General features: G+C 72.5%; 19 protein-coding genes. 12 read left to right on the forward strand and 7 right to left on the reverse strand.

The genetic code is table 11. From position 1 onward, the window contains the following. The 5 genes from ABT08_RS07670 to ABT08_RS07690 form a co-directional block, all read right to left on the reverse strand. A partial coding sequence (locus tag ABT08_RS07670; RefSeq protein ID WP_288114493.1) for a zinc-ribbon domain-containing protein occupies positions 1-220 on the reverse strand: 220 nt, incomplete at its 3' end. A 277-nt stretch (positions 221-497) separates the two neighbouring features. After that, positions 498-1,379 (reverse strand): transglutaminase family protein, encoded by an 882-nt coding sequence (locus ABT08_RS07675; RefSeq protein WP_288114495.1) that lies wholly within the window; start codon positions 1,377-1,379, stop codon positions 498-500. Positions 1,380-1,387: 8 nt separating this feature from the next. After that, positions 1,388-3,889, reverse strand: coding sequence for a circularly permuted type 2 ATP-grasp protein (locus ABT08_RS07680; RefSeq protein WP_045246707.1), 2,502 nt, complete (start codon positions 3,887-3,889; stop codon positions 1,388-1,390). Then, entirely contained in the window at positions 3,886-7,146 is a 3,261-nt protein-coding gene (locus ABT08_RS07685; RefSeq protein WP_288114496.1) for a transglutaminase family protein, read from the reverse strand. Before ABT08_RS07685 ends, ABT08_RS07680 begins: the two co-directional genes overlap by 4 nt. Before the next feature lie 75 nt (positions 7,147-7,221). Then, a complete protein-coding gene (locus ABT08_RS07690) occupies positions 7,222-8,589 on the reverse strand; it encodes a DUF2252 domain-containing protein (protein ID WP_288114498.1) in 1,368 nt (455 codons plus the stop codon). A 62-nt stretch (positions 8,590-8,651) separates the two neighbouring features. Between ABT08_RS07690 and ABT08_RS07695 the strand changes: the two genes are divergently transcribed. Continuing rightward, entirely contained in the window at positions 8,652-9,755 is a 1,104-nt protein-coding gene (locus tag ABT08_RS07695; RefSeq protein WP_288114514.1) for a glycosyltransferase family 4 protein, read from the forward strand. Between the two features lie 11 nt (positions 9,756-9,766). Then, the gene (locus ABT08_RS07700) at positions 9,767-10,942 is read left to right on the forward strand and encodes a glycosyltransferase (protein ID WP_235557393.1); all 1,176 of its coding nucleotides are present in this window, start codon (positions 9,767-9,769) and stop codon (positions 10,940-10,942) included. Here ABT08_RS07700 and ABT08_RS07705 read toward each other — a convergent pair. After that, on the reverse strand, positions 10,915-11,121 hold the full coding sequence (locus tag ABT08_RS07705) for a hypothetical protein (RefSeq protein WP_056206632.1): 207 nt from the start codon (positions 11,119-11,121) through the stop codon (positions 10,915-10,917). The two genes, ABT08_RS07700 and ABT08_RS07705, sit on opposite strands and share 28 nt — an antisense overlap. Positions 11,122-11,229: 108 nt before the next feature. Between ABT08_RS07705 and ABT08_RS07710 the strand changes: the two genes are divergently transcribed. Next, on the forward strand, positions 11,230-12,213 hold the full coding sequence (locus tag ABT08_RS07710; RefSeq protein ID WP_056206630.1) for a GlxA family transcriptional regulator: 984 nt from the start codon (positions 11,230-11,232) through the stop codon (positions 12,211-12,213). On the opposite strand, the gene ABT08_RS07715 is transcribed toward ABT08_RS07710, so the two are convergent. Continuing rightward, positions 12,214-13,341, reverse strand: coding sequence for a pyridoxal phosphate-dependent aminotransferase (locus ABT08_RS07715; protein WP_288114501.1), 1,128 nt, complete (start codon positions 13,339-13,341; stop codon positions 12,214-12,216). 249 nt (positions 13,342-13,590) lie between these two features. Here ABT08_RS07715 and ABT08_RS07720 point away from each other — a divergent pair, with 249 nt between their 5' ends. The 9 genes from ABT08_RS07720 to ABT08_RS07760 all read left to right on the forward strand — a co-directional run. Next, the gene (locus tag ABT08_RS07720) at positions 13,591-14,433 is read left to right on the forward strand and encodes an ABC transporter substrate-binding protein (RefSeq protein WP_048809307.1); all 843 of its coding nucleotides are present in this window, start codon (positions 13,591-13,593) and stop codon (positions 14,431-14,433) included. Then, positions 14,433-15,341 (forward strand): amino acid ABC transporter permease, encoded by a 909-nt coding sequence (locus tag ABT08_RS07725; protein ID WP_045246700.1) that lies wholly within the window; start codon positions 14,433-14,435, stop codon positions 15,339-15,341. The genes ABT08_RS07720 and ABT08_RS07725 overlap by 1 nt, the downstream gene beginning before the upstream one ends. Beyond that, the gene (locus tag ABT08_RS07730; protein WP_045246699.1) at positions 15,320-16,093 is read left to right on the forward strand and encodes an amino acid ABC transporter ATP-binding protein; all 774 of its coding nucleotides are present in this window, start codon (positions 15,320-15,322) and stop codon (positions 16,091-16,093) included. Before ABT08_RS07725 ends, ABT08_RS07730 begins: the two co-directional genes overlap by 22 nt. 2 nt (positions 16,094-16,095) lie before the next feature. Continuing rightward, entirely contained in the window at positions 16,096-17,451 is a 1,356-nt protein-coding gene (locus ABT08_RS07735; RefSeq protein WP_048809306.1) for a winged helix-turn-helix domain-containing protein, read from the forward strand. Then, positions 17,444-18,061: a hypothetical protein gene (locus ABT08_RS07740; RefSeq protein ID WP_288114504.1), complete on the forward strand. Its 618-nt coding sequence runs from the start codon at positions 17,444-17,446 to the stop codon at positions 18,059-18,061. Before ABT08_RS07735 ends, ABT08_RS07740 begins: the two co-directional genes overlap by 8 nt. A 26-nt stretch (positions 18,062-18,087) precedes the next feature. Continuing rightward, positions 18,088-18,234 (forward strand): hypothetical protein, encoded by a 147-nt coding sequence (locus tag ABT08_RS07745; protein WP_288114506.1) that lies wholly within the window; start codon positions 18,088-18,090, stop codon positions 18,232-18,234. After that, the gene (locus ABT08_RS07750; protein ID WP_288114508.1) at positions 18,228-19,271 is read left to right on the forward strand and encodes a hypothetical protein; all 1,044 of its coding nucleotides are present in this window, start codon (positions 18,228-18,230) and stop codon (positions 19,269-19,271) included. Before ABT08_RS07745 ends, ABT08_RS07750 begins: the two co-directional genes overlap by 7 nt. A gap of 100 nt (positions 19,272-19,371) precedes the next feature. After that, complete coding sequence (locus tag ABT08_RS07755) at positions 19,372-21,465, forward strand: hydantoinase/oxoprolinase family protein (RefSeq protein ID WP_288114510.1); 2,094 nt, start codon at positions 19,372-19,374, stop codon at positions 21,463-21,465. Continuing rightward, a partial coding sequence (locus ABT08_RS07760) for a hypothetical protein (protein ID WP_288114512.1) occupies positions 21,462-22,088 on the forward strand: 627 nt, incomplete at its 3' end. The genes ABT08_RS07755 and ABT08_RS07760, both read left to right, overlap by 4 nt.

Here is a 22,088-nt window from a genome sequence, read left to right on the forward strand (position 1 = left end):
TCAGATCGCACGCCGCGCACTGCCCGCCCTCGAGAGGGGCGAGCCAGGTGCATCCGGTGCGCGCGAGGTTGCGGCACACGTGCCAGACGAGCCCCGCCGCGTCGACGGCCACGATGTCGGCCTCGCCGCGGGAGAAGCCGAGGCCCGTGCCGCAGGTCACGCAAACAGAGTTCTCGAAGAACAGACGGGAGCCGCACACGCGGCAGGCGAAGGCCTTCACGCGACGATGGTGTCACATCCGGATGCCGTGGCCCGGGGCTTGCGCCCGGCCCCCGTCTGCGGCAGTCCGTCGCCCTGTGCCGTGGCTGCTGCCCCTCTCCGCGCCGGAAGCACGTTGCGCGGCGCGCGGTGTCCGTGGCTGCCGCCGCTCTCCGCGCCGGAAGGTATGTTGCGCGGTGCGCGGCGCCCCGTGGGTCGCGCAATGTGCCTTCTCGCGGTCGATGGCGCGGCGGTGGGTGCGGCGGTGGGTGCGGCGGCGCGGTGGCGACGCCGCGGGCTCAGGCCGGGGAGAACTCGGTCTCGGGGATGACGTCGACCGCGACCTTGAGGGTCGACTTCTTCGCCTCGGTGTAGATGATGCCCTTCACCGGGGTGACGTCGCCGTAGTCGCGACCCCACGCGACGGTGACATAGCGCTCGCCCGCCCACTGGTCGTTCGTCGGGTCGATCGCGAGCCACGCGTCGGAGCCGGGCACCCAGACTGCGAGCCACGCGTGCGAGGCATCCGCACCCAGCACCCTGGTCTTGCCGGGCGGAGGCGTCGTCGACAGGTAGCCGCTGACGTAGCGCCCGGCGAGGCCGTGGCTGCGCACGCACGACAGCGCGAGGTGGGCGAAGTCCTGGCAGACGCCCGCCCGCTTGGCGAAGACGTCGGCAACGGTGCTCGTGACCGTCGTCGCCTTGCTGTCGTAGTCGAAGTCGGCCTTGATGCGGTGCATCAGGTCGGTGACCGCCTCGCCGATCGGCCGGCCCGGGGTGAAGCTGACCGCCGCGTAGTCGCGCACCTCGGGCAGCATCGCGACCTTCGGCGACGGAATCGCGAACTCGGTCGCCGTCCACACGTCGGCGCCGATCACGCCGTGCAGGGGGCGCGCCGACTCCCACGGGCGCGCGAGGGCATCGACGTCGTAGGCCGTGTCGACGACCTCGACCTCGGTGCGCGCCTCGACCACCAGCCGCTCGTGCGGGTCGGTCACGTGGAAATAGGTCAGGTGGTTGCCGTAGACGTCCGCATCCAGACGCCGATCACCCGGCACGGGGTCGATCGTCAGCTCGTGCTCGCCCACCCGCTGCCACGGCAGCGCCCGCGGGGCGAGGTGCGCGAGTCCGAGGCTGTTCTCGACCTCCGAGCTGTACGTGTACTCGGTGCGGTGCCTCACGCGGTACTTCACGACGCCACCGCCAGCAGCTCGGTGAGCGACAGCGCGGTGATCGGCTGCGCGGTCGGGCCGCTTGCGAAGTGCAGGTCGGCGACCGCCTCGGCCAGCAGCCGCAGCTGGGCGATCGTGTCGTCCAGCAGGCGCTCGAGCCCGTCACGGTGACCGTCCGAGGTCGACGCGAGGGCTGCGGCATCCGTCTCTGCCAGCGTCTGCTCGAGCTGCTCCAGCAGACGCTCGGGGCGCGTGGAACCCGTCGATCGGGGGAGCGCCGTGAGGCGCGCGCGCAGCTCGCCCAGCGCGAAGGCCACCGAGCGCGGGTTGCGGGCGTCGAGCAGCAGCAGCTCGAGCACGCCGTACACGCGCACGTTGCCGCGGTAACGGCGACGCTGGGTCACGGCGCTCTCGGCCGAGGCGAGCACCATCTCCAGCACCGACAGCTCGACGAACCGCTCGCGCTTCTCGACGACCGTGGACCGCAGCAACAGGCACACCTGCAGCGACCGCTCGATCCAGCGGCCAGCCTCGATCGCCAACCAACCGTCGTCGCGGATCATGTTCGCCGTCACCGCCTGCAGCGACAGGATGCCGGTGAGCATGCGGCCGGCGCCGTCGGCGATCTGACGCTGGCCGGAGGCGCGCAGCTCGCCGAGCGCACGGTCGCTCGCCGCGACGCTGCGCCACACGTCGTTCGAGAGCTGGTCGCGCACCGCCTCGAGCGCGAAGCGCAGCTGCGCGAGCGACTGCGCCGCGGTGCCGGGTCGGGATGCCTCGACGATCGCCGACCGCAGCTCCTGGTGCACCGTGCCCGGCCGTCGCCCGATGAGGCGTTCGATCGCGGCCATCGCGACCAGCACGGCGTCGTCGGCGGCCGCGTCGCCCGCAGGCAGCCGGTCGGCGTGCGTGTGCACCGCCACGACGAGGCGCAGCAGGTCCTCCGCCCGCTCGGCGTAGCGGCCGATCCACCACATGTCCTCGATCGCGCGGGGTCCGAGCGCGGGGATGACCCCGGAGACCGACACCGGCTCGAGCTCGAGCAGACCCTGGTCGGGATCGCCCGGCGTGCTCTTCATGACCCAGACGTCCTTCGAGACCCGGCCCGGACGCTGCGCGTGCGCGACGTTGGCCAGCCCCCCGACGAGGGGGCGATAGGTCGAGCCATGCCGCAGCGTGAAGGTGCGCAGCGTCACGGGGGCGGCCAGCGCCTGCCCATCGGCACCGCACACCGGCGCCTGCGACAGGGTGAGCACCTCGTGCCCGGCCCAGCGCCACGGGTTCTCGCGGATCAGCGCACGCACCGCGTCGGGCGAGGCATCCGCGTCGGGCATGCCGGCGCCGTCGATCGTGCGCACCGCGAACGACTCGTCGTCGAGGCGGGCGAGCAGCACCTCGAGGCCAGTCGCGTCGCCGCCCCACCAGGTCGCCGGTGTCGACAGCCGCAGCTGCTCGCCGAGCAGACGCTCACAGAGCTCCGGCAGCACGGGCGACAGCGCCGGGTTCTCGAGCACGCTCGCGCCCAGTCCGTTCACGACCCGCACGCGACCGCGGCGGATGACCTCGACGAGACCGGCGACCCCCAGCCGCGAGTCGGAGCGCTGCGTGAGCGGGTCGCACCACGCGGCATCCACCCGTCGCAGGATGACGTCGACGCGCTCGGTCGGGCGCACCTCGGGCCAGCCCGACGGCTTGACCCAGAGCCAGCCCTCCCAGACGACCAGATCGCTGCCCTGCACGAGCGGGAAGCCGAGGGCTCCGGCGAGGTAGGCCTGGTCGTACGCGGTCTCCGACAGGGCGCCCGGGGTGAGGATCACCACCCGCGGGTCGGCGACCCCCTCGGCCGCGCTCAGCAGGCTCTGCCGCAGCGCCGCGAAGTAGGGGTCCATGCGGTGCAGCCGGTGCTCCTGGTAGAGCTCGGGCAGCACCTGCGAGATGACGCGCCGGTTCTCCCGCGCATAGCCGAGGCCCGACGGCGCCTGGGTGCGGTCGGTGAGCACGCACCACTCGCCGGACGCGTCGCGACCGAGATCGGAGGCGAGCAGGAACAGGGATGTCTCGCCGGTGCCCGCGCGCACGGCGGAGCGCACGTAGCCCGCGTGCCCGAACACCGCCGCCGCCGGGATCGAACCGTCGGCCAGCAGCGTCTGCGGGCCGTAGAGGTCGGCGAGGATCGCATCGAACAGCTCGGCGCGCTGCGCCAGGCCCGCCTCGATGCGCGTCCACTCGTCGGGGGCGAGCACGAGCGGGACCGGGTCGAGCTGCCACGGCTGCGCGTCACCGCCCGCGGGGGCGTACGTCACTCCGTCGTCGACGAGGAACTGCCGCACCTCCGCCTCGGCCCGCTGAAGCTCCGCGGGTGTGAGCGCGACGACGCTCTCGGCCATCGCCTTCCACGCCTCGCGCAGCGTGCCGTCGGGGGCGATCACCTCGTCGTACCGCACGCGCGCGAAACCGCTCCCGCCCAGCGGCAGGGCCGGCTGGGCGAGGGTGGCGGCGTAGTCGCGGATGACCGTCACGGGCGGGGCGCCCTCCTGAGGTCGAGGGTGTGCGGGTAGTCGGCGGTCGCGGCGGCGCGCCCGCGATCGCGCACCGCGGCGACGTCGACGGCGCCCGCCGTGAGGCCGCGCGGCTCGAAGCGGCTCGCGCGCCGCGCCTCGGCCTCGTTCGCGTTGATCGGGGGCTGATGGTAGGCCCGGCCGCCCGGGTGCACGACGTGATACGTCGCGCCGCCGAGGCTGACCGCGGCATCCGTGTCGATCACCTCGACCGTCAGCGGCGCCTGCACCTCGATCGTCGGGTGCAGCGCCGACCACGGCTGCCAGGCGCGATAGCGCACACCCGCGTAGTGCGTGTCGGGCGCGCGGCCGGCGGTGAGGGGCACCGACACACCATTGCACGCGACGAGGTGTCGGCGCACATCGAGGCCCGTCACCCGCACCTGGATGCGCTCGAGCGACGAGTCCACGTAGCGGGCGGTTCCGCCGGAGCTGGCCTCCTCGCCCAGCACGTGCCACGGCTCGATCGCCTGGCGCAGCTCGAGTTCGATGCCGCCGGGAAGGGTCACCTGGCCGATGCGGGGAAAGCGGAACTCGGTGAACGCGTCGAGCCAGCCGTGCTCGAACGCGATTCCCGCCGCGCGCAGGTCGTCGATGACGGCCGCGATGTCGGCGGCCGCGCCCTCGGGCAGCAGGGCGTCCTCGTGGAGCCGGGTGCCCCAGCGCACGAGGGGGCCGGCGTCGGGCCGATCCCACAGCATGGCGACGAGGGAGCGCACCAGCAGCGCCTGCACGAGGGCGAGCTGAGGATGCGGCGGCATCTCGAATCCGCGCAGCTCCAGCAGCCCCAGCCGGCCGCGTGACGAGTCGGGACTGTAGAGCTTGTCGATGCAGAACTCGGCCCGGTGCGTGTTGCCGGTGAGGTCGGTGAGCAGGTGGCGGAATGCGCGGTCGACGACCCACGGGCTCGGATCCTCGCCGGCGGTCGCGGCGGCCCGTGACATCCGCTCGATCTCGCGCAGCGCGATCTCCATCTCGTAGACCGCCTCAGGACGCCCCTCGTCGAAGCGCGGCGCCTGGCTCGTCGGGCCGATGAACCGGCCCGAGAACAGGTACGACAGGCTCGGGTGGCGCTGCCAGTAGGCGATGAGGTTGGCGAGCAGCTGCGGGCGCCGCAGCAGCGGCGAGTCGACCGGCTGCGCGCCGCCGAGCGTGAGGTGGTTGCCGCCGCCGGTGCCGGTGTGGAGGCCGTCGAGATCGAACTTCTCGGTGGTGAGGCGGGCCTGCCGGGCGTGCTCGTACAGGGTGGTGGTCAGCTCCCGCTGCTCCGCCCACGACGAGGTCGGCTGCACGTTCACCTCGATCACACCCGGGTCGGGGGTGACGACGAGCTGGCGCAGCCGGGCGTCCGGCGGCGGGCCGTAGCCCTCGATCACCACGCGCACCCCGGTCTGGGCGGCGGCGAGCTCGATCACCCGCAGCACGGCCGCGTAGGCCTCGAGCGTGTCGGTCGGGGGCAGGAACACGTGCACCTGCCCGTCGCGCGCCTCGATCGAGAGCGCCGTGGTCGGCGCGCCGTCGACCGGCACGACCGTCACCTCGGGGATCTCCACCCGCACCCGCGGGCCGGCCTCGAGATACGACGGCTCGCCGGTGCCCTCCGGGTCGACCCACGACAGCTGGTCGAGCGGCAGCCGGAGCCCTGCCGGGCTCGACCCCGCCGCCAGCACGAGCCGACCGCGGCGGAACCGCCAGCGCGGACTCGTCCACTCCTCGCCCGTCACGAGCGGCACCACCCATCCGACCGGCACGTCGGTGGCGGCGTCCAACGCGGCGACGTCGGCGACACCGCCCGGTTCCTCAGCGGGTGCACCCACCGGCTGCCGCACCTCGGCGGCGAGCGGCACGAGCGGATCCTCGTAGGCGGCCAGCAGCTGTGTGCGCGGCAGCCCCAGCACCTCGATCACGCGCTGCGCGAGCGCGTCGGCATGAGCGGATGCCGCGGCATCCGGTTCGTCCCCCCAGGGGTCGGCGAACAGGGCGGGGTCGCGCCACAGGGGTTCGCCGTCGGCGCGCCACTGCAGGGCGATGTTCCAGCGCGGCAGCGGCTCGCCGGGGTACCACTTGCCCTGGCCGCGATGCACGACGCCTCCGGTGGCGTACTCGCGTCGGAGGCGCTCGGCCAGATCGTTCGCGAGGGCGCGCTTGTGCGGCCCGTCGGCGGCGGTGTTCCACTCGGCCGAGGTCGCGTCGTCGAGGGCGACGAAGGTGGGCTCCCCGCCCATCGTGAGCCGCACGTCGGCGTCCGCCAGACGCCGGTCGACGGCCTCGCCGAGCGCGTCGATGCGCTCCCACGCGGCATCCGGGTAGGGCTTCGTGGTGCGGGGGTCCTCGTGCACCCGGCGCACCTCGTTCGCGAAGTCGAACGTCACCTCGACCGGCTCGGTGGCGCCCGCGATCGGGGCGGCCGACGAGGGGTGCGGCGTCGCGGAGAGCGGGATGTGCCCCTCGCCGGCGAACAGGGCGCTCGTCGGATCCAGGCCGATCCAGCCGGCGCCGGGCACGAACACCTCGGCCCACGCGTGCAGGTCGGTGAAGTCGGCGGCGGCGCCACTCGGCCCGTCGAGCGACTCGCGGTCGGGCGCGAGCTGCACCAGGTAGCCCGACACGAACCGGGCGGCGAGCCCGTAGCCGCGCAGCAGGCTCACGAGCAGCCACGCGCTGTCGCGGCACGAGCCGATGCCGCGGGCGAGGGTCTCGTCGGGGGTCTGCACGCCCGCCTCCATGCGCACCGAGTAGGCGACATCGCCGTAGACGGCCCGGTTCAGGTCGGCGAGGAACGTCACCGTCGGCACGCCGTCGGCGGGGAGCGGGGGCAGCTTCTCCCGCCACGCGAGCGCCGCGGCGCTGTCGTCGACCGGCCGCAGGTAGGGCGCGAGGTCGGCGGCGAGGGCGTCGTCGTAGGCGAACGGGAACCGCTCGGCGTACTCCTCGATGAAGAAGTCGAGCGGGTTGATGACCATGAGGTCGGCGACGAGCCCGACCGTCACCTCGAGGTGGTCGATCTTCTCGGGGAACACGATGCGCGCCAGCCAGTTGCCGAACGGATCCTGCTGCCAGTTCAGGAAGTGACCCTCCGGCGACACCGTCAGCGAGTACGCCTCGATGGGCGTGCGCGCGTGCGGCGCCGGCCGCAGCCGGATCGTGTGGGGCCACGCCTTGACGGAGTGGGCGAACCGGTAGCTCGTGCGGTGCTCGAGCGCGACCTTGATCGACATGAGCACAGCATGGCCCACGGCTGTTGCGCCGTCGTTACGTCACACCGAGTGAGACGGATGCCGCGGCATCCGCTCTCAGGCGGCGACCGGGTCGCTCGGGGCCGCGTTCGCGGACACGAAGTCGCGGAAGTCGGCGGCCGAGAGGTTCGCGTACGCGAGCGACCACTCGAGGATCGCGTCGGTCACCTGGCGGCCGTTGCCCGCGTAGCCGACGATCTCCGCCGCCACCGGGTCCTGCGCGTGGGCGCGGGCGAGCACCCCGCCGCACGCCTGGGCGTACTCCACGAACGACACGTCCTCGAGGGTGTCGGTGTCGATGCTGCCCTTCAGGTCGTGGAACTGGCGCACGTAGTAGTCGCCGGCCGGCGCCTGCACGTACCCGAGGAACGGGTCGCTGAAGGCCTGCTGGATGCGCTGCAGCGACACCACACGGGCACCCTGGCCTCCGTCGGCGATGCTCGCGCGCAGGGTGAACGGCTGCTCGATGCGGCCGTACTGCTCGAGCACGCTGGGACCTGCCTGCTTCATCTGCAGGAGCATGACGCGGCCGTCGCCGTCCTCGAGCGCGGCGAGGTAGCAGCGCGTGCCGACGGAGCCGACGCCGACCACGCGGCGGGCGACGTCGGCGACGGCGTAGTGCTGCAGCAGCAGCGCGATGTCGACGCTCGCCGAGCGCTGGTAGGCGCCGTACAGGCTCCGTGCGCGCTCCTCGATCTCGTCGTCGACGTGGGTCATGGTGGGCGGGGCCTCGACGAACACCGCGCGGCCCGCGGCATCCGTCGTCGTCCAGCGGCGCGCGGCACGATCGCCGGTGCGCCGCAGCGCGTCGGACATCGCCGCCGCCAGCGCCTTCCGCGACGTCTTGGCGAGAGCGCCCATGCCCTTCTTCGGGTCGAGGTGCAGCGAATACCGCTCACGGGCGCTGAGCGCGGTGAGTCGGCGCAGCGTCGCGAGGTAGGCGCCGACGGCGGCGCGCGCGGCCCGCTCGGTCACGGCGGCGTCGCGCGAGGTGTGGCGACCGCCGACGACGATGCTCGTCACCAGGCGCTTCACATCCCACTCCCACGGCGCCCACGCGGCCTCGTCGAAGTCGTTCAGGTCGAACACGAGCGTGCGCTGCGGCGAGGCGTAGAAGCCGAAGTTCGCCACATGCGCGTCGCCGCAGGAGGCGACCACGATGCCCGAGTGGGGGTCGTCGGCGAGGTCTGCCGCCATGAGTGCGGCCGTGCCCCGGTAGAAGGCGAACGGGTCGGTCGACATGCGCTCGGCCCGTAGCCCGAGGAGATCGGGGATGCGGGTCTCGTTCTGCGCCGCGAGGATGCCCAGCGGATCACGGGTCGCGACCGTGAGTGTCGCGAGGTCGCGACGGGCGGTGGCGCGCCGCTCCTCGACGCCCCGGGCGTGGAGGTCGGCGGTGGACGGCAGGGGTGCATCGAGCGGCATGCGCACATCTTGGCACCACAGGGCCTCCTTTAGTCTGGATCGACGAGAGGGGCTTGGGGCGCATGCGATTCTTCTTCGACGCGCGGTACATCCGCCCGCACGGACACGACGGCATCAGCCGCTACTCCGCGGGGCTGGCGACCGCGATCGCCGAGCTCGCCGACGTGACGTTCCTCGTGCACGACCCGGAGCAGCTCGCTGTGCTCCCCGACGGCGTCGAGCACCTGTTCCTGCACGCGCCGACCTCGGCGAAGGAGCCGTTCACCGCCCGCATCCTCAACGCGTACGAGCCCGATGTGGTGTTCTCGCCGATGCAGACGATGGGCACGATCGGCCGGCGGTTCCGGCTCATCCTGACCCTCCACGACACGATCTACTATCGGCACCGCACGCCGCCCGCCGAGTTCTCTCCGCTCGTGCGGCTCGGGTGGCGGCTGTTCCACCTCTCCTACGTGCCGCAGCGGGTGACGCTCAACGCCGCCGACGTCGTCGCGACGGTGAGCGAGACCAGCCGCGACGAGTTCGCGCGGGTGCGGCTCACGAAGCGTCCGGTCGTGGTCATCCCGAACGCCCCCGACGACCTGGGCGCGTTCCTCGACACCGAGGCGGATGCCGCGGCCACTCCGTCGCACCTCGTCTACATGGGCTCGTTCATGGGCTACAAGAATGTCGAGACCCTCATCGCCGCGATGGCCCACCTGCCCGACAAGACGCTGCAGCTGCTGAGCCGCATCGGCCCGGTCCGCCAGGCCGAGCTCGAGGCGCTCGTGCCGCCGGGCGCCCGGGTCGAGTTCGCCGGCGGCGTGAGCGACGCGCAGTACGCCCGCGCGCTCGCCGACGGCTCCGTGCTCGTCTCCGCCAGCCTCGACGAGGGCTTCGGGCTGCCGCTCGCCGAAGCACTCGGGATCGGCGTGCCGGTCGCTGCATCCGATCTGCCGATCTTCCGCGAGGTCGCCGGCCCCGGTGCGGAGTACTTCGACCCCCACGACCCGGGATCGGTCGCCCGTGCCGTGCGGCGGCTCGATGACCCCGCGCACCGTGCCGAGGTCATCGCCGCGGGCCGCGCGCACGTCGCGCGCTACTCGTGGCGGCGCTCGGCTGAGACACTCCTGGACGTCGCGTCTTCCCTCGTCGATCACCCGGGATCCCGCCGGGCCGCCAGGTAGGCTCGACTTCCGTGTCCGACAGACCCCTGACGATCCTCATCGGCTGCGACACCTTCTCACCCGATGTGAACGGTGCGGCCCGGTTCGCCGAGCGCCTCGCCGCGGGCCTTGTCGAGCGCGGGCACGACGTGCACGTGATGGCCCCGAGCATCACCCATCGCGATCACGGTCCCCGGGTCGAGGTCATCGAGGGGGAGAACGTCACCGTGCACCGACTGCCGTCCTGGCGCTGGTACCCGCACGACTGGCTGCGCTTCGTGTGGCCGTGGCTGGCGAAGCACTACGCCCGTCAGGTGCTCGACGCGGTGAAGCCCGACGTGGTGCACATCCAGTCGCACATCGTGATCGGGCGCGGGCTCGCGCGCATCGCGTCGCAGCGCGGCATCCCCGTGATCGCGACGAACCACGTGATGGCCGAGAACATCCTCGACTTCACGACCCTGCCCCCGCTGCTCGACAGGCTCTTCGTGAAGCTGGCCTGGGATGACGCCCGCCGCACCTTCGACCTGGCGCGCGCGGTGACGACCCCCACGAAGCGCGCGGCGGACTTCCTGGTGGCCGCGATCGACCTGCAGGGGGTCATCCCGATCAGCTGCGGCATCGACGCCGGCAACTACACCGCCGACCTCGAGCCGCGCACCGAGAACCGGGTGCTGTTCGTGGGTCGCCTCACCCGCGAGAAGCAGATCGACCTGCTGTTCAAAGCGGTCGCGTTGCTCGACCCGGCCCTCGACGTGCACGTCGACATCGTCGGCGGCGGCGACCAGCGCAAGCAGCTCGAGCTCGTCGCGCACGAGCAGGGCCTCGACGGGCGGGTGCACTTCTACGGCCGCGTCGACGACGACGAGCTGCGGCGCATCTACACGCGCGCCAGTCTGTTCGCCATGCCCTCGATCGCCGAGCTGCAGTCGATCGCGACGATGGAGGCCATGGCCTCGGGCCTGCCCGTCGTGGCCGCCGACGCGATGGCGCTGCCGCATCTCGTGCACGACGGCGAGAACGGCTATCTGTTCGATCCGACGAGCGCGGAGGACTTCGCCGCGAAGCTCACGACGGTGCTCACGGCGGATGCCGCCGAGCGCCGCCGGCTGCAGCAGGCCTCGCTCGACGGGGTGAAGGTGCACGACATCCAGCGCACCCTCTCGACGTTCGAGAAGCTCTACCGCGGCGAGCCCGTCGAAGCCTGAGCCCGCCGCACGGCGCCGCGCGGTCGCCGCGCACGCGGGGCGACCGCAGCACCGTCGTCGCGATCGGGGAGGCGAGACCAGTCGGTGCGCACGGGGCGGCTGTCTCCGCGGATCACCTCGACGACCGTCCAGAGGGCGGCCGCGAGGCCGAGGAGCGCGAGCAGCACGAGGAGGATCATGGCGCTCACGCTACGGTCGTCGTGATCACGCCAAAAGTGGCAGAATGGACAGAGAGCGTATGCTTTCTGCCACAGCCGCGCGGGTCGCGGCGCCCGAGAGGATGCCCCATGAGAACCGTCGCCGTGATCGTGCAGCCCGGCTTCGCGCCGTTCGAGTTCGGCCTCGCCTGCGAGGCGTTCGGCCTCGACCGCAGTGACGACGGCATCGAGCCGTTCGAGTTCCGCATCTGCGCCCCCGACCCCGGGGCGATCCCGTCGAATCTCGGCTTCAGCATCAACGTCGTCGACGACCTCACCTTCGCCGAGACCGCCGACCTCGTCGTCGTCACCCCCGTGCCGCGCGCATCCTGGTCCCGCATCGACCCGCGGGTCACCGCCGTGGTGCAGGCGGCCGCCGCCCGTCGTGCGTGGCTCCTGAGCGTCTGCTCGGGCGCGTTCGTGCTCGCCGCCGCGGGCGTGCTCGACGGTCGGCGGGCCACCACCCACTGGAAGTACGCGACCGAGATGACCCGGCTCTACCCGGCCGTCGACCTCGACCCCGACGTGCTCTACGTGCAGGACGACACGATCATCACGAGCGCGGGCACCGCGGCCGGCCTCGACGCCTGCCTGCACCTGCTGCGTATCGAGCTCGGCGCCGAGGTCACCAACACCATCGCCCGCCGGATGGTCGTGCCCCCGCAGCGCGACGGCGGCCAGGCGCAGTTCATCTCGCAGCCGCTGCCCGCCGTGGCCTCGCTCTCGCTCGCGCCGGTCACCGACTGGATGCTCGCGAACCTGCACCTCGACCTGACCGTCGATCAGCTCGCCGCGCGTGCCCACATGTCGACCCGCACGTTCGCGCGGCGCTTCAAGCAGGACCTCGGTGCGACGCCGGCGGCCTGGCTCGCCCGGCAGCGGGTGCTGCACGCGCAGCGGCTGCTCGAGCGCACCGACCACGGCATCGACCGCATCGCCGACGAGAGCGGCTTCGGCTCGGCGGCCGTGCTGCGTCAGAACTTCGTGCGCACGCTCGGACTCAGCCCGAGCGCCTACCGATCGCGCTTCTCGTGCCCCGACGAGAGGGCGGATGCCGCGGCATCCGCCGCCTGATCAGGATGCCCCGAGCACCTCGTCGATCGTCTGCCACGCCGTGGCGAGCGCCCCGTCGGGAGCCGTGAGCGAGGCGCGCAGGAAGCCGTCCTCGGGGGAGTAGACGGTGCCGGCGGAGACGAGCACGCCGCGGGCGGCGAGCTCGTCGGCGAGGGCCGCACCCGAGCGGCCGGTGTCGCGGACGTCGAGCCAGAGGTAGAAGCCGCCGAGGCCCGACGGAGTGACCGACGCGAGGCGGCCGGGCAGTGCCGCTGCGGCGTTCTCGTACCGAGCCCGATATATCGCAGAGAGCTCTGTGCCGCGGTCGGGGAGTCGCTCGAGAGCCGTGGCGCCGACGATCTGCGCCGTGATCGGCGCGCACCCGACCGTCGTGCCGTGCACCGCCGCGACGGCGAGCCGCGCCTCCGCGGGCGCGACCAACGAGCCGAGCCGCAGTCCCGTCATCGAGAACCGCTTCGAGAAGGTGCGCGCGGCGAACGTGACATCGCGGCCGCCGACCTCGAGCGGCGACGCGGCGCGACCACCGTCGAACACGATCGACTCGTAGGCCTCGTCGGAGAGGATGCGCGCGTCGTACCGCTCGACGAGCGCGACCAGCGCCGCCATCGCGGCGGCCGACGCGACCGCGCCCGTCGGGTTCGAGGGCGAGTTGGCGACGACGAGCCGGAAGCCGGCGCGCAGCGCCTGCTCGATCTCGTCGAGGGCGAAGAAGTCGTCACCGGACGGTCCCTGGCGGTAGCGGGCGACGGGGAGCCCGAGCTGCTCGGCGAGCACCAGGTCGTTCGGCCACGCCGGGTCGGGGATGACCACACCTGCCGTGCCCCCGACGATCAGGGCGACGGCCACCGCACCCGTGCCGCCCACCGTGACCACCACGTCCTCGACCGGGACGCGGCCGGAGGAGCTGGTCGTGTCGGCCGCGATGAGGGCCCGAAGCTCAGGGAGTCCGAGCTTCGGGGTGTAGCCGGTGCGGCCGTCGCGGAAGGCGCGGGCCGCGGCATCCGCCAGTTCCTGCGGGAGCGGCTGGTCCGGCTCGCCGATCGCCAGATCGATCGCCCCGGCCACCGTCGACGTCGTCATCATGCGGGCGACGGCATCGGAACCGCTCGTGGGCGTGGGTGAGGTCATGGGGTGCCTTCGATCATCGTGAGGGCCGCGGCGACAGTCGGGAACGTGTCGGCGAGGCTCGGATATCGACATCGTAGGAGCCGCTCCATGTCGTCTCCGTGTCGGTATCGCGCTCGGAAACCGGAAAGCGACTGCCATGGACATCTGGACGAAACATTCACGGGTTCTCCTGTCATCACGCCCTTCGTCGACCCGGACCGGGCGGGCACCGCTTCCCACATCCACCGCCTCATGACTCGAGGAGCACCCGTGAGATCCACCATCCGCCGCGGCATCCCGGCACTTGCCGTCGCCGCCCTGTCGGCCCTCGCGCTGTCGGCCTGCGCCGCCGGCTCGCCCCAGGCCACGTCCTCCACCACCTCCGGCGACGTCATCATCGCCGCCGCCGACCCGTCGCTGCTGCCCTACAACTTCACCGGCAGCGACGGTTCGACGTGGGAGGGCATCAACGTCGACCTGGCCGCCGCCCTCTCGACCAAGCTCGGCCGCACGATCCAGTTCCAGAGCGCCGGATTCGACACGATCATCCCCGGCCTCACCTCGGGACGCTTCGACATGGCTCTCACCGGCATGTTCGACACCAAGGAACGCCAGAAGAGCGTCGACTTCGTCGACTACCTCAAGGCGGAGAACAACTTCCTCACCCGGTCGGACTACCGCGACATCACCGATATGAACGACCTCTGCGGCGTGACCGTCGGCATCCCGTCGGGCGCCATCGAAGGCTCGCTCCTCGCGACCGCCTCCGAGAAGTGCACCTCCGAGGGCAAGGCGGCGATCACCGTCAACGAGTACTCGGACCTCAACGCCGTCGTGCTCGCCCTCACCTCCAAGCGCATCGACGTCACCCCGAACGACTCCGCCGCCAACGCCTACATCATGAAGAGCGCCAGCGGACTCAAGGTCTCGGGCGGCTACCAGAACGAGGGCTACTTCGCCGCGGCGTTCCCGAAGGGCAGCGCGCTGACCGCCGAGGTCGAGACGGCGTTCACCGAGATCATGGCCGACGGCACGTACGCCTCGATCCTCGACAAGTGGGGCGTTCCGTCCCGTGGCCTGACCGCCCCGATCGTCAACGGGTCGCCCTTCTAATGAGCGACACCCCCCGCACGGCGGCCGATGCCGACGTCATCGTCCCCCGCCCTCGGCGGTGGCGATGGCTCGGCATCGCCGTCGTGGCGGTCGTCGTCCTCTCGGTCGCGTGGTCGTTCCTCACGAACCCGCACTACGAGTGGAACGTCGTCCTGCAGTACCTGTTCGACCCCCGCATCCTCTCGGGCCTCGGCACCACGCTGCTGCTGACCCTCGTCGGCATGGTCATCGCGCTGGTCATCGGCCTCGCACTCGCCGTCATGCGGCTCTCCTCCAGCGGTCTGCTGGGCGGGGCCGCGGGCGTCTACATCTGGTTCTTCCGAGGCACGCCCGTTCTCGTGCAGATCATCCTCTGGTACAACCTGGCGATCATCATCCCCGACGTCGTGATCGGAGTGCCGTTCGGCCCGACCCTCTGGTCGATCGACACCAACACCCTCATCACGCCGTGGACCGCCGCGATCCTGGGCCTCTCCCTGAACGAGGCCGCCTACCTCGCGGAGATCATCCGGTCGGGCATCGTGTCGGTCGACAAGGGCCAGTCGGAGGCCGCGGACGCGCTCGCGATCGGTCGCGCCACCGCGTTCCGCCGCATCATCCTGCCGCAGGCCATGCGCGTGATCGTGCCGCCCGCCGCGAATGAGGCGATCGGACTGCTGAAGTACTCGTCGGTCGTGAGCGTCATCGCGCTGCCCGAGCTGCTCTACAGCGGTCAGCTGATCTACGCCCGCACCTATCAGACGATCCCCGTGCTGATCGTCGTCTGCATCTGGTACCTCGTCGTCGTGACGATCCTGACCGGGCTCGAGCATCTGCTCGAGCGACGCCTCGGCGTCGGGTTCCGCTCCGTCGGCGCCCACGGCACATCCTCGAGGAGGTGGTCGCGATGGCTGATCGCGAAGCGCTAGTCCGCCTGCGCAACATCCACAAGTCGTTCGGCCACGTCGAGGTGCTCTCGGGCATCGACCTCGACGTCGCCGCGGGCGAGGTCGTCTGCCTGATCGGGGCGTCGGGGTCGGGCAAGTCGACCCTGCTGCGGTGCGTCAACCACCTCGAACGCCCCGATCGCGGTCGCGTGTACGTCGGCGACCACCTCATCGGCTACGAGGAGCGCGCCGACGGCCGCTTGCACGAGCTGTCGCCGCGGCGCATCAATGCCCAGCGCACCGACATCGGCATGGTGTTCCAGCACTTCAACCTGTTCCCGCACCTGACCGTTCTCGAGAACGTCATCGAGGCGCCGATGCGCGTGCGCCGGCTCGACCGTGCCACGGCCACGGCGACCGCGCGCGATCTGCTCGACCGGGTCGGGATGGCGCACAAAGAGGATGCGTACCCGCGCACGCTCTCCGGCGGGCAGCAGCAGCGCGTCGCCATCGCCCGCGGCCTCGCCATGCGCCCGAAGCTCATGCTCTTCGACGAGCCCACCTCGGCGCTCGACCCCGAGCTCGTCGGCGAGGTGCTCGACGTCATGCGCGACCTCGCCCGCAGCGGCATGACGATGATCGTCGTCACCCACGAGATGGCCTTCGCCCGCGAAGTGGCCGGGCGCATCGCGTTCATGTCGGGCGGCGAGATCGTCGAGATCGGCACGCCGGCCGAGGTGCTCGGCAACCCGCAGCACGAGCGCACGCGTGCCTTCCTGTCGAAGGTGCTCTGACCATGGCCCCCTCGCCGACCCTCGCCTCCCTCGTCACCGGCGGCCTGACCGCCCGTGACGCCGAGCTGCTCGGACCCGTCGTGCTCTGCGCCGAACCGGGGAGTCCCGCGGCGGCGTTGCGGGTGAAGATCGGTCGCGCCGCGTGGCCGACGGTCGCGGTCGGTGCGCCGGTGCCGGCCGCGCATGCCGCGACGGAGCGGGATGCGCGGCTCATCCTCGTCAGCGGATCGAGCATCGACTGGATCGCCGCGGCCGTGAACGTGCTCCGCACCGCGGGGCAGACCCCCATCGCCGTCGTCGACGTCGACGTGCGCGACGACGTCGAGCTCGTGCTGCTCGACGCCGGCGCGAACATCGTGGTCGGGAGGACCGTCTCGCCGCGGGAGTTCAGCGCGCGCCTCCTCGCCCTCGTGCGCGCCCGTTCGGGCGAGGAGAGCCTGCGCGTGCGGTGGCTCCAGGCCGAGGGTCTCGCGCTCGACGTCGCTACCCGCAGCTGCACCCTCGACGGCGACGACCTCGCTCTCAGCCGGCACGAGTTCGAACTGCTCACCGCGCTCATGTCGAACAGCGGCCGCGTCGTCTCCCACGAGGAGCTCGTGCAGCAGCTGTGGGAGTGGGGCGACGACGACGCCCAGAACGCACTGCGTCTCGCGATCACCCGCCTGCGCAAGAAGCTCGGCGACCCGTCCGGCGACCCCCGATGGATCGCATCGGTGCGAGGCGTCGGCTACCGCTTCCTCCCCGCGACCGCCGAGATCGGCGACAACCGCAACGAGGATCGCATGCGTGCCGCCCTGGCCCGCCTGACCTCCCAGACCGACGCGCTCGGCGCCCTCGCCGACGCGCTCGCTGCGGCCGGCAGTGTCGATGCGGTCGCCGACACGACGGTCACCTGGGCCGTGTCGCGCGGATTCGCCGACGCCTCGACCGTCTTCCGCCTCGACGGCGGCACGAGCGACGACCCCCGGGCGACCCTCATCGCGAGCGCCGGGATGTCGGCCCGTTGGCGGCAGACGATCGCCACGGGCCATCCGGTCAACAACGCGTTCATCGGATCGCACGTGTACCGCAGCGGGCAGACCGTGCAGCTCAGCGACATGTCGAACCTGTCGGGGCGCTTCCCGGTGACCGCCCGCATGTCGACGGCCGAGGACCTGCACGCGTGCGTTCTCTTCCCCCTGCACACCGGCGGCCGCATCTGGGGCGATCTCGCGTTCCTCAGCCGCTCGCCGAAGGCCTTCAGTCCGGCGGTGGCGGGCTTCTTCCGCACGGTGGCGACGATCGTGTCGCTCGCGCTCGGGGCGGTCTCGCCCACGGCCGCCGTCGGACTCGACCCCCGGGAGGCGTCGCGTGCGTGAGGTGACCGACGCCGAGGTGCGTGCCGCGGTCGACGACCGCGCGCTCGTGGATGCGTGCACGGCAGCCCTCGCCGCCCTCGGGCGCGGTGAGGCGTCGCAGGCCGCGAAGCAGATGCTCCCCGCTGCGGGCGGCGGCTTCTTCCTGTCGATCTCGGCGGTGGTCCCGGCGCTCGGCTGGGCGATCTCGAAGTGGGCGTCGTACGTTCCCGCCGAGGGCGGCGCCGGACGCTCGACGTCGACGATCCTCGCGGGTCCCGCCGACGGCTCGGCGCCGACCGCGGTGCTGCGCGGCATGCTGCCGACGCGGCTGCGCACCGCGGCGGCGGCCGTCGCCGCGATCGAGGCGCTGGGGCGCGCGGATGCCGCCTCCCCCGTCGCGCTCCTCGGGTTCGGTCCGACCAACCGGGCCGTCGCCGACATGCTCGCCACTCTCCACGGTGTGCGGTCGTGGCGGGTGCTCGTGCGCTCGGACGCCGCAGGCGACCGTGCGCGTGCGGCGCTCCCGGGTGAGGTCGTCGTCGGAGGCAGGGACGCACTCGCCGACGCCGTGCTCGCGGTGAGCGCGACGGGCGCCGCCGGCGCCGTGGCATCCGTCGCAGATCGACTCTGATCGACGACCGCAGCACCGCGCACGAGGTGGGCGGGCTCGCGCGCCTCGTCGCGGGACTCGATCCGGCGCCCGACGGGGCGGTGCTGATCGATCAGGCCGGTTCGGCGGTCACCGACGTGGCGCTGGCGAGCGTGGCCCTCGGCGAGCCGCAGAACGTGAGGGACCGATGGTGAGCCGCACCGGGTGGACCGCGACGGCGCTCACCGTCGTCGGCGCGTTCTCGGCGCTGCCGAGCGCGTTCTACACGCACATCGTCTCGGCGACCGGCACGCCCTGGGCGACCGCGCTGCTCTTCTCCGGCCACGGACTCGCGTCGATCGGCGGCATGACCGTCGCCGCGCGCGCCGCCCGACGGCGGAGCCTGGTGGCGATCGTGGTCGTGGGTGTCGTGCTGGATGCCGCGGGCGCCGCGCTGCTGGTGATCGCGCCGCTCGACCAGCTCGGGGTGCTTCTCGCGGCGCGCGTCGTCTGCGGGGCCGCGCTCGGGGTCGTGGTGGCGGCGGCATCCCTGGTCGTCGTGTCCTCCCGCGCCGGATCGGCCGGGGTGACGGCCGCGGTGTTCGGCGGCGTCGGGCTCGGGTCGCTCTCGGCCGGGCTGCTGGCCGCTGCGGGGCTCTCCGCCTCGCAGGTCTTCCTCGTCGGGGCGCTCGCGCTCGCCGCCGTCGTCGCGGCCGCCGCGCTGCTCACGCCCGGCGACGCCGGCTCGGCCGTACCCGCCGCGTCGGCGTCGACGATCGCTGTGCCGGTCTCCGTGACGCCGTCCGCCGGCCGCGTGGTGACGCTGGCCGCGGCCGTCTTCGCCGCCAACGGCATCTTGGCCCTGTTCACGTCCACGCTCCCCGGCGAGATCGCGAGGCTCGCGGGCGGCGCGAGCCTCGTCGCCGGCCTCTCGGCGGGCACCGTGATGCTCTCGGCCGGTGCCGCCCGCCTGCTCGTCGGCGCCCGCCGCACCCGCCGGCTTCCCACCGCCCTCGCGGTGCTGCTCGCGATCGGTGCCGGTGGCATCGTCGCCGCCGTCGCGGGGCCCGCGCCGATCGCGATCGCCGCCGCCCTCGTCGCGGGGATCGCCCTCGGCGCCGCCGCCGGACTCGTGTACGACCTCGCCGTGCGGCGCAGCGCCGCCGTGGGCGCCCTCGTCACCGTGCAGCGCGCCGGACAGCTCGGCCTGGTCGTGCCGCCGGTGCTCATGACCGCGGCGGTGACCCTGTGACATCCGTGATCGAGATCGCGACGATCCTCATCCCCGCGCGACCCCCGACAGCGTCGATGCGCCCCCGACACATCGACCCCTCTCCGACCGAAAGACACTCATGAAAGCCAGCTTCGACATCGGCGGGACGTTCACCGACATCGTCCTGCTCGACGAGACCACCGGGCGCACCTGGCTCGGCAAGGCCCTCACCACCTACGACGACTTCAGCCGCGCCATCGCCGCGGGCATCTCCCAGGTGCTCGCCGACGCCGACCACCACACCGACGCGATCGACTCCGCCGTCGTGGGTGCCACCACCCTCGTGACCAACGCGCTCATCGAGCGTCGCGGCGCGAAGACGGCGCTCGTGACGACCCGGGGCTTCGGCGACGTGCTCGAGATCGGACGCGAATGGCGCTACGACCTCTACGACCCGCGCCTGCAGCTGCCCGACCCCCTCGTGGCGCCGACCGAGCGGTTCGAGGTCACCGAGCGCCGCGGCCCCCGCGGCGAGGTGCTCACCCCGCTCGACCGCGCCGACGTCGAGCGCATCGCCGACGAGCTCGCCGCGGCCGGCGTGGAGTCGATCGCGGTGTGCCTGCTGCACTCCTACGTCGACGCCGCCCATGAGGAGACGATCGCCGAGATCCTCGCCGAGCGGCTCCCCGATGTCCCCGTCACGCTCTCGGGACATCTCGTGCCCGTGATCCGCGAGTACGAGCGCACCGTCACGACGCTCGCCAACGCCTACGTGCGCCCGATCGCCGGCGAGCACTTCGAGGACATCGAGCGTGCGCTCACGACGCTCGGCATCGACCAATCGCTCATGCTCATGCAGTCCAACGGCGGTGTCGTCACCACCGCGACCGCCCGCGCCTACCCGATCCGCCTGCTCGAATCGGGCCCGGCGGCCGGCGCGATCGGCGCCGCCTATGTCGGCACCCAGCTCGGCATGGACCGCCTCATCGCCTTCGACATGGGCGGCACCACCGCGAAGGTCTGCATCGTGGAGGGCGGCGAGCCGACCGTGCGCAACGGCTTCGAGGTCGGGCGCGTGCACCGGCTGAAGCAGGGCTCGGGGCTCCCGGTGTCGATGCCCGTCGTCGACATGATCGAGATCGGCGCGGGTGGCGGCTCGATCGCCGCGCTCGACGGCCTCGGCCTGCTGAAGGTCGGCCCCCACTCGGCAGGCTCACGCCCCGGACCCGCCGGCTACGGACTCGGCGGCGAGGAACCCACCGTCACCGACGCCGACATCGTGCTCGGCTACCTCGACCCCGACTACTTCCTCGGCGGTCGCATGACACTGGATGCCGCGGCATCCCGTCAGGCGATGGTGTCGCGACTCGGCTCCGCGTTCGGTGACGACCCGGTGGCCGCGGCGGCCGGCGTCGCCCGGGTCGTCGACGAGCACATGGCTCTCGCCGTGCAGGTGCACGCGACCGAGCACGGGCACGACCCGCGCACCTTCCCGATGGTCGCCTTCGGCGGTGCCGCCCCGGTGCATGCGGCGCGCATCGCCCGCATCCTCGGGGTGTCCCACGTCGTGATCCCAGCGGCCGCGGGCGTGCTCTCGGCGACCGGTCTCCTCGTGGCCCCGCCGATGGTCGAGGAGTCACGCACGCGCCTGCTCGAGCTGCGCGACTGGGACGCCGCGGCGGTCGAGGCGATCTACGCCGACCTCGTCGCCCAGGCCCAGCGCGAACTCGGCACCGACGTCGCCCGCATCGACCGGTTCGTCGAGATGCGCTTCCTCGGGCAGGGCTTCGAGATCGAGGTGGCCGTCGGCGACGGCGACGACCCCGCGGGCTACCGGGATCGCTTCGTGCGCGAGTACGAGCACATCTACGGCGTCACACCCGACTACGAACGCATCGAGATCGTCACCTGGCGCGTGCGGGTCTACGGGCCGTTCACCGTGCCGACCCTCACCCGCACGGTGAGCCCCGACGCCAGCGAGGAGCGCACCCGCACCCGCACCGCCTGGTTCGCCGAGACGGGTCTGGTCGAGGTGCCGGTGCGGCGCATGCTCTCACTCCCGCCCGAGGAGCGGGTGACGGGTCCCGCGATCCTCCAGCTGCCCGAGAGCACCGCGGTCGTCGGCCCCGACGACATCGCCTGGCTCGATCAGCACGGCAACCTGCACGTCGAGATCGCGGTGCGACGCCCCGAGACGGCGGATGCCGCGGCGCTGAGCGGGGCGCTCTCATGAGCCTCGAGCGGGCCGAGGGCCTGCTCGCCGGACTCGGGATCTCCACCGGTCGCGGTGGTGAGCCGGCCACGAGCACCGAACGCTTCGCCGACGGCGGCTGGTACAAGTGGGAGGTCGCGGGCGCGCTCGATGCCGCGGCCGTCGCCGCGATCGACGACGCGCTGCGCCGCGACGGGGCGCGTCTCCACCAGGCGACGAACACCGTCGGCACGATGCGCTACCTCGTTCACGAGATCGTCGACCTCGTGAACGAGGCGGCGGGGCGCGGCATCCAACTGCGGATGGCCGTGGGGCCGCGCGGCACCTACGACATCGGCGGCCAGAAGTTCGCCGCCGGTCCGGTGGCGGCGGCCAGCGCCTACCGCCTGCGCGGCGGGGAACAGCTCGCGCAGGGCCTCGAGGACGTGCTGCACGCGGTCGAGCTGGGCGTGCGCGGGTTCCTCGTGTTCGACGAGGGGCTGCTGCATGTGCTCGCGCGGCTGCGCGCGGCGGGGGAGCTTCCCGCCGAGGTGCGGCTGAAGGCATCCTCGAACATGGGTGCCGCCAACCCCGCCCATGCGCTCCTGCTTGCCGATGCGGGTGCCGACTCGGTCAACCTGCAGCGCGATCTGGATGTCGCGATG

This window comes from Microbacterium sp. SCN 71-21 (assembly GCF_001725695.1).
Classification (GTDB): Bacteria; Actinomycetota; Actinomycetes; order Actinomycetales; family Microbacteriaceae; genus Microbacterium; species Microbacterium ginsengisoli.

Excerpts from the sequence above, each read along its gene's own strand:
- ABT08_RS07750 (WP_288114508.1), top strand. The coding sequence starts at position 18,228 with ATGGTGAGCCGCACCGGGTGGACCGCGACGGCGCTCACCGTCGTCGGC.
- ABT08_RS07735 (WP_048809306.1), top strand. The coding sequence starts at position 16,096 with ATGGCCCCCTCGCCGACCCTCGCCTCCCTCGTCACCGGCGGCCTGACC.
- ABT08_RS07705 (WP_056206632.1), bottom strand. The coding sequence starts at position 11,121 with ATGATCCTCCTCGTGCTGCTCGCGCTCCTCGGCCTCGCGGCCGCCCTC.
- ABT08_RS07755 (WP_288114510.1), top strand. The coding sequence starts at position 19,372 with ATGAAAGCCAGCTTCGACATCGGCGGGACGTTCACCGACATCGTCCTG.
- ABT08_RS07725 (WP_045246700.1), top strand. The coding sequence starts at position 14,433 with ATGAGCGACACCCCCCGCACGGCGGCCGATGCCGACGTCATCGTCCCC.
- ABT08_RS07730 (WP_045246699.1), top strand. The coding sequence starts at position 15,320 with ATGGCTGATCGCGAAGCGCTAGTCCGCCTGCGCAACATCCACAAGTCG.
- ABT08_RS07690 (WP_288114498.1), bottom strand. The coding sequence starts at position 8,589 with ATGCCGCTCGATGCACCCCTGCCGTCCACCGCCGACCTCCACGCCCGG.
- ABT08_RS07715 (WP_288114501.1), bottom strand. The coding sequence starts at position 13,341 with ATGACCTCACCCACGCCCACGAGCGGTTCCGATGCCGTCGCCCGCATG.
- ABT08_RS07710 (WP_056206630.1), top strand. The coding sequence starts at position 11,230 with ATGAGAACCGTCGCCGTGATCGTGCAGCCCGGCTTCGCGCCGTTCGAG.
- ABT08_RS07695 (WP_288114514.1), top strand. The coding sequence starts at position 8,652 with ATGCGATTCTTCTTCGACGCGCGGTACATCCGCCCGCACGGACACGAC.
- ABT08_RS07685 (WP_288114496.1), bottom strand. The coding sequence starts at position 7,146 with ATGTCGATCAAGGTCGCGCTCGAGCACCGCACGAGCTACCGGTTCGCC.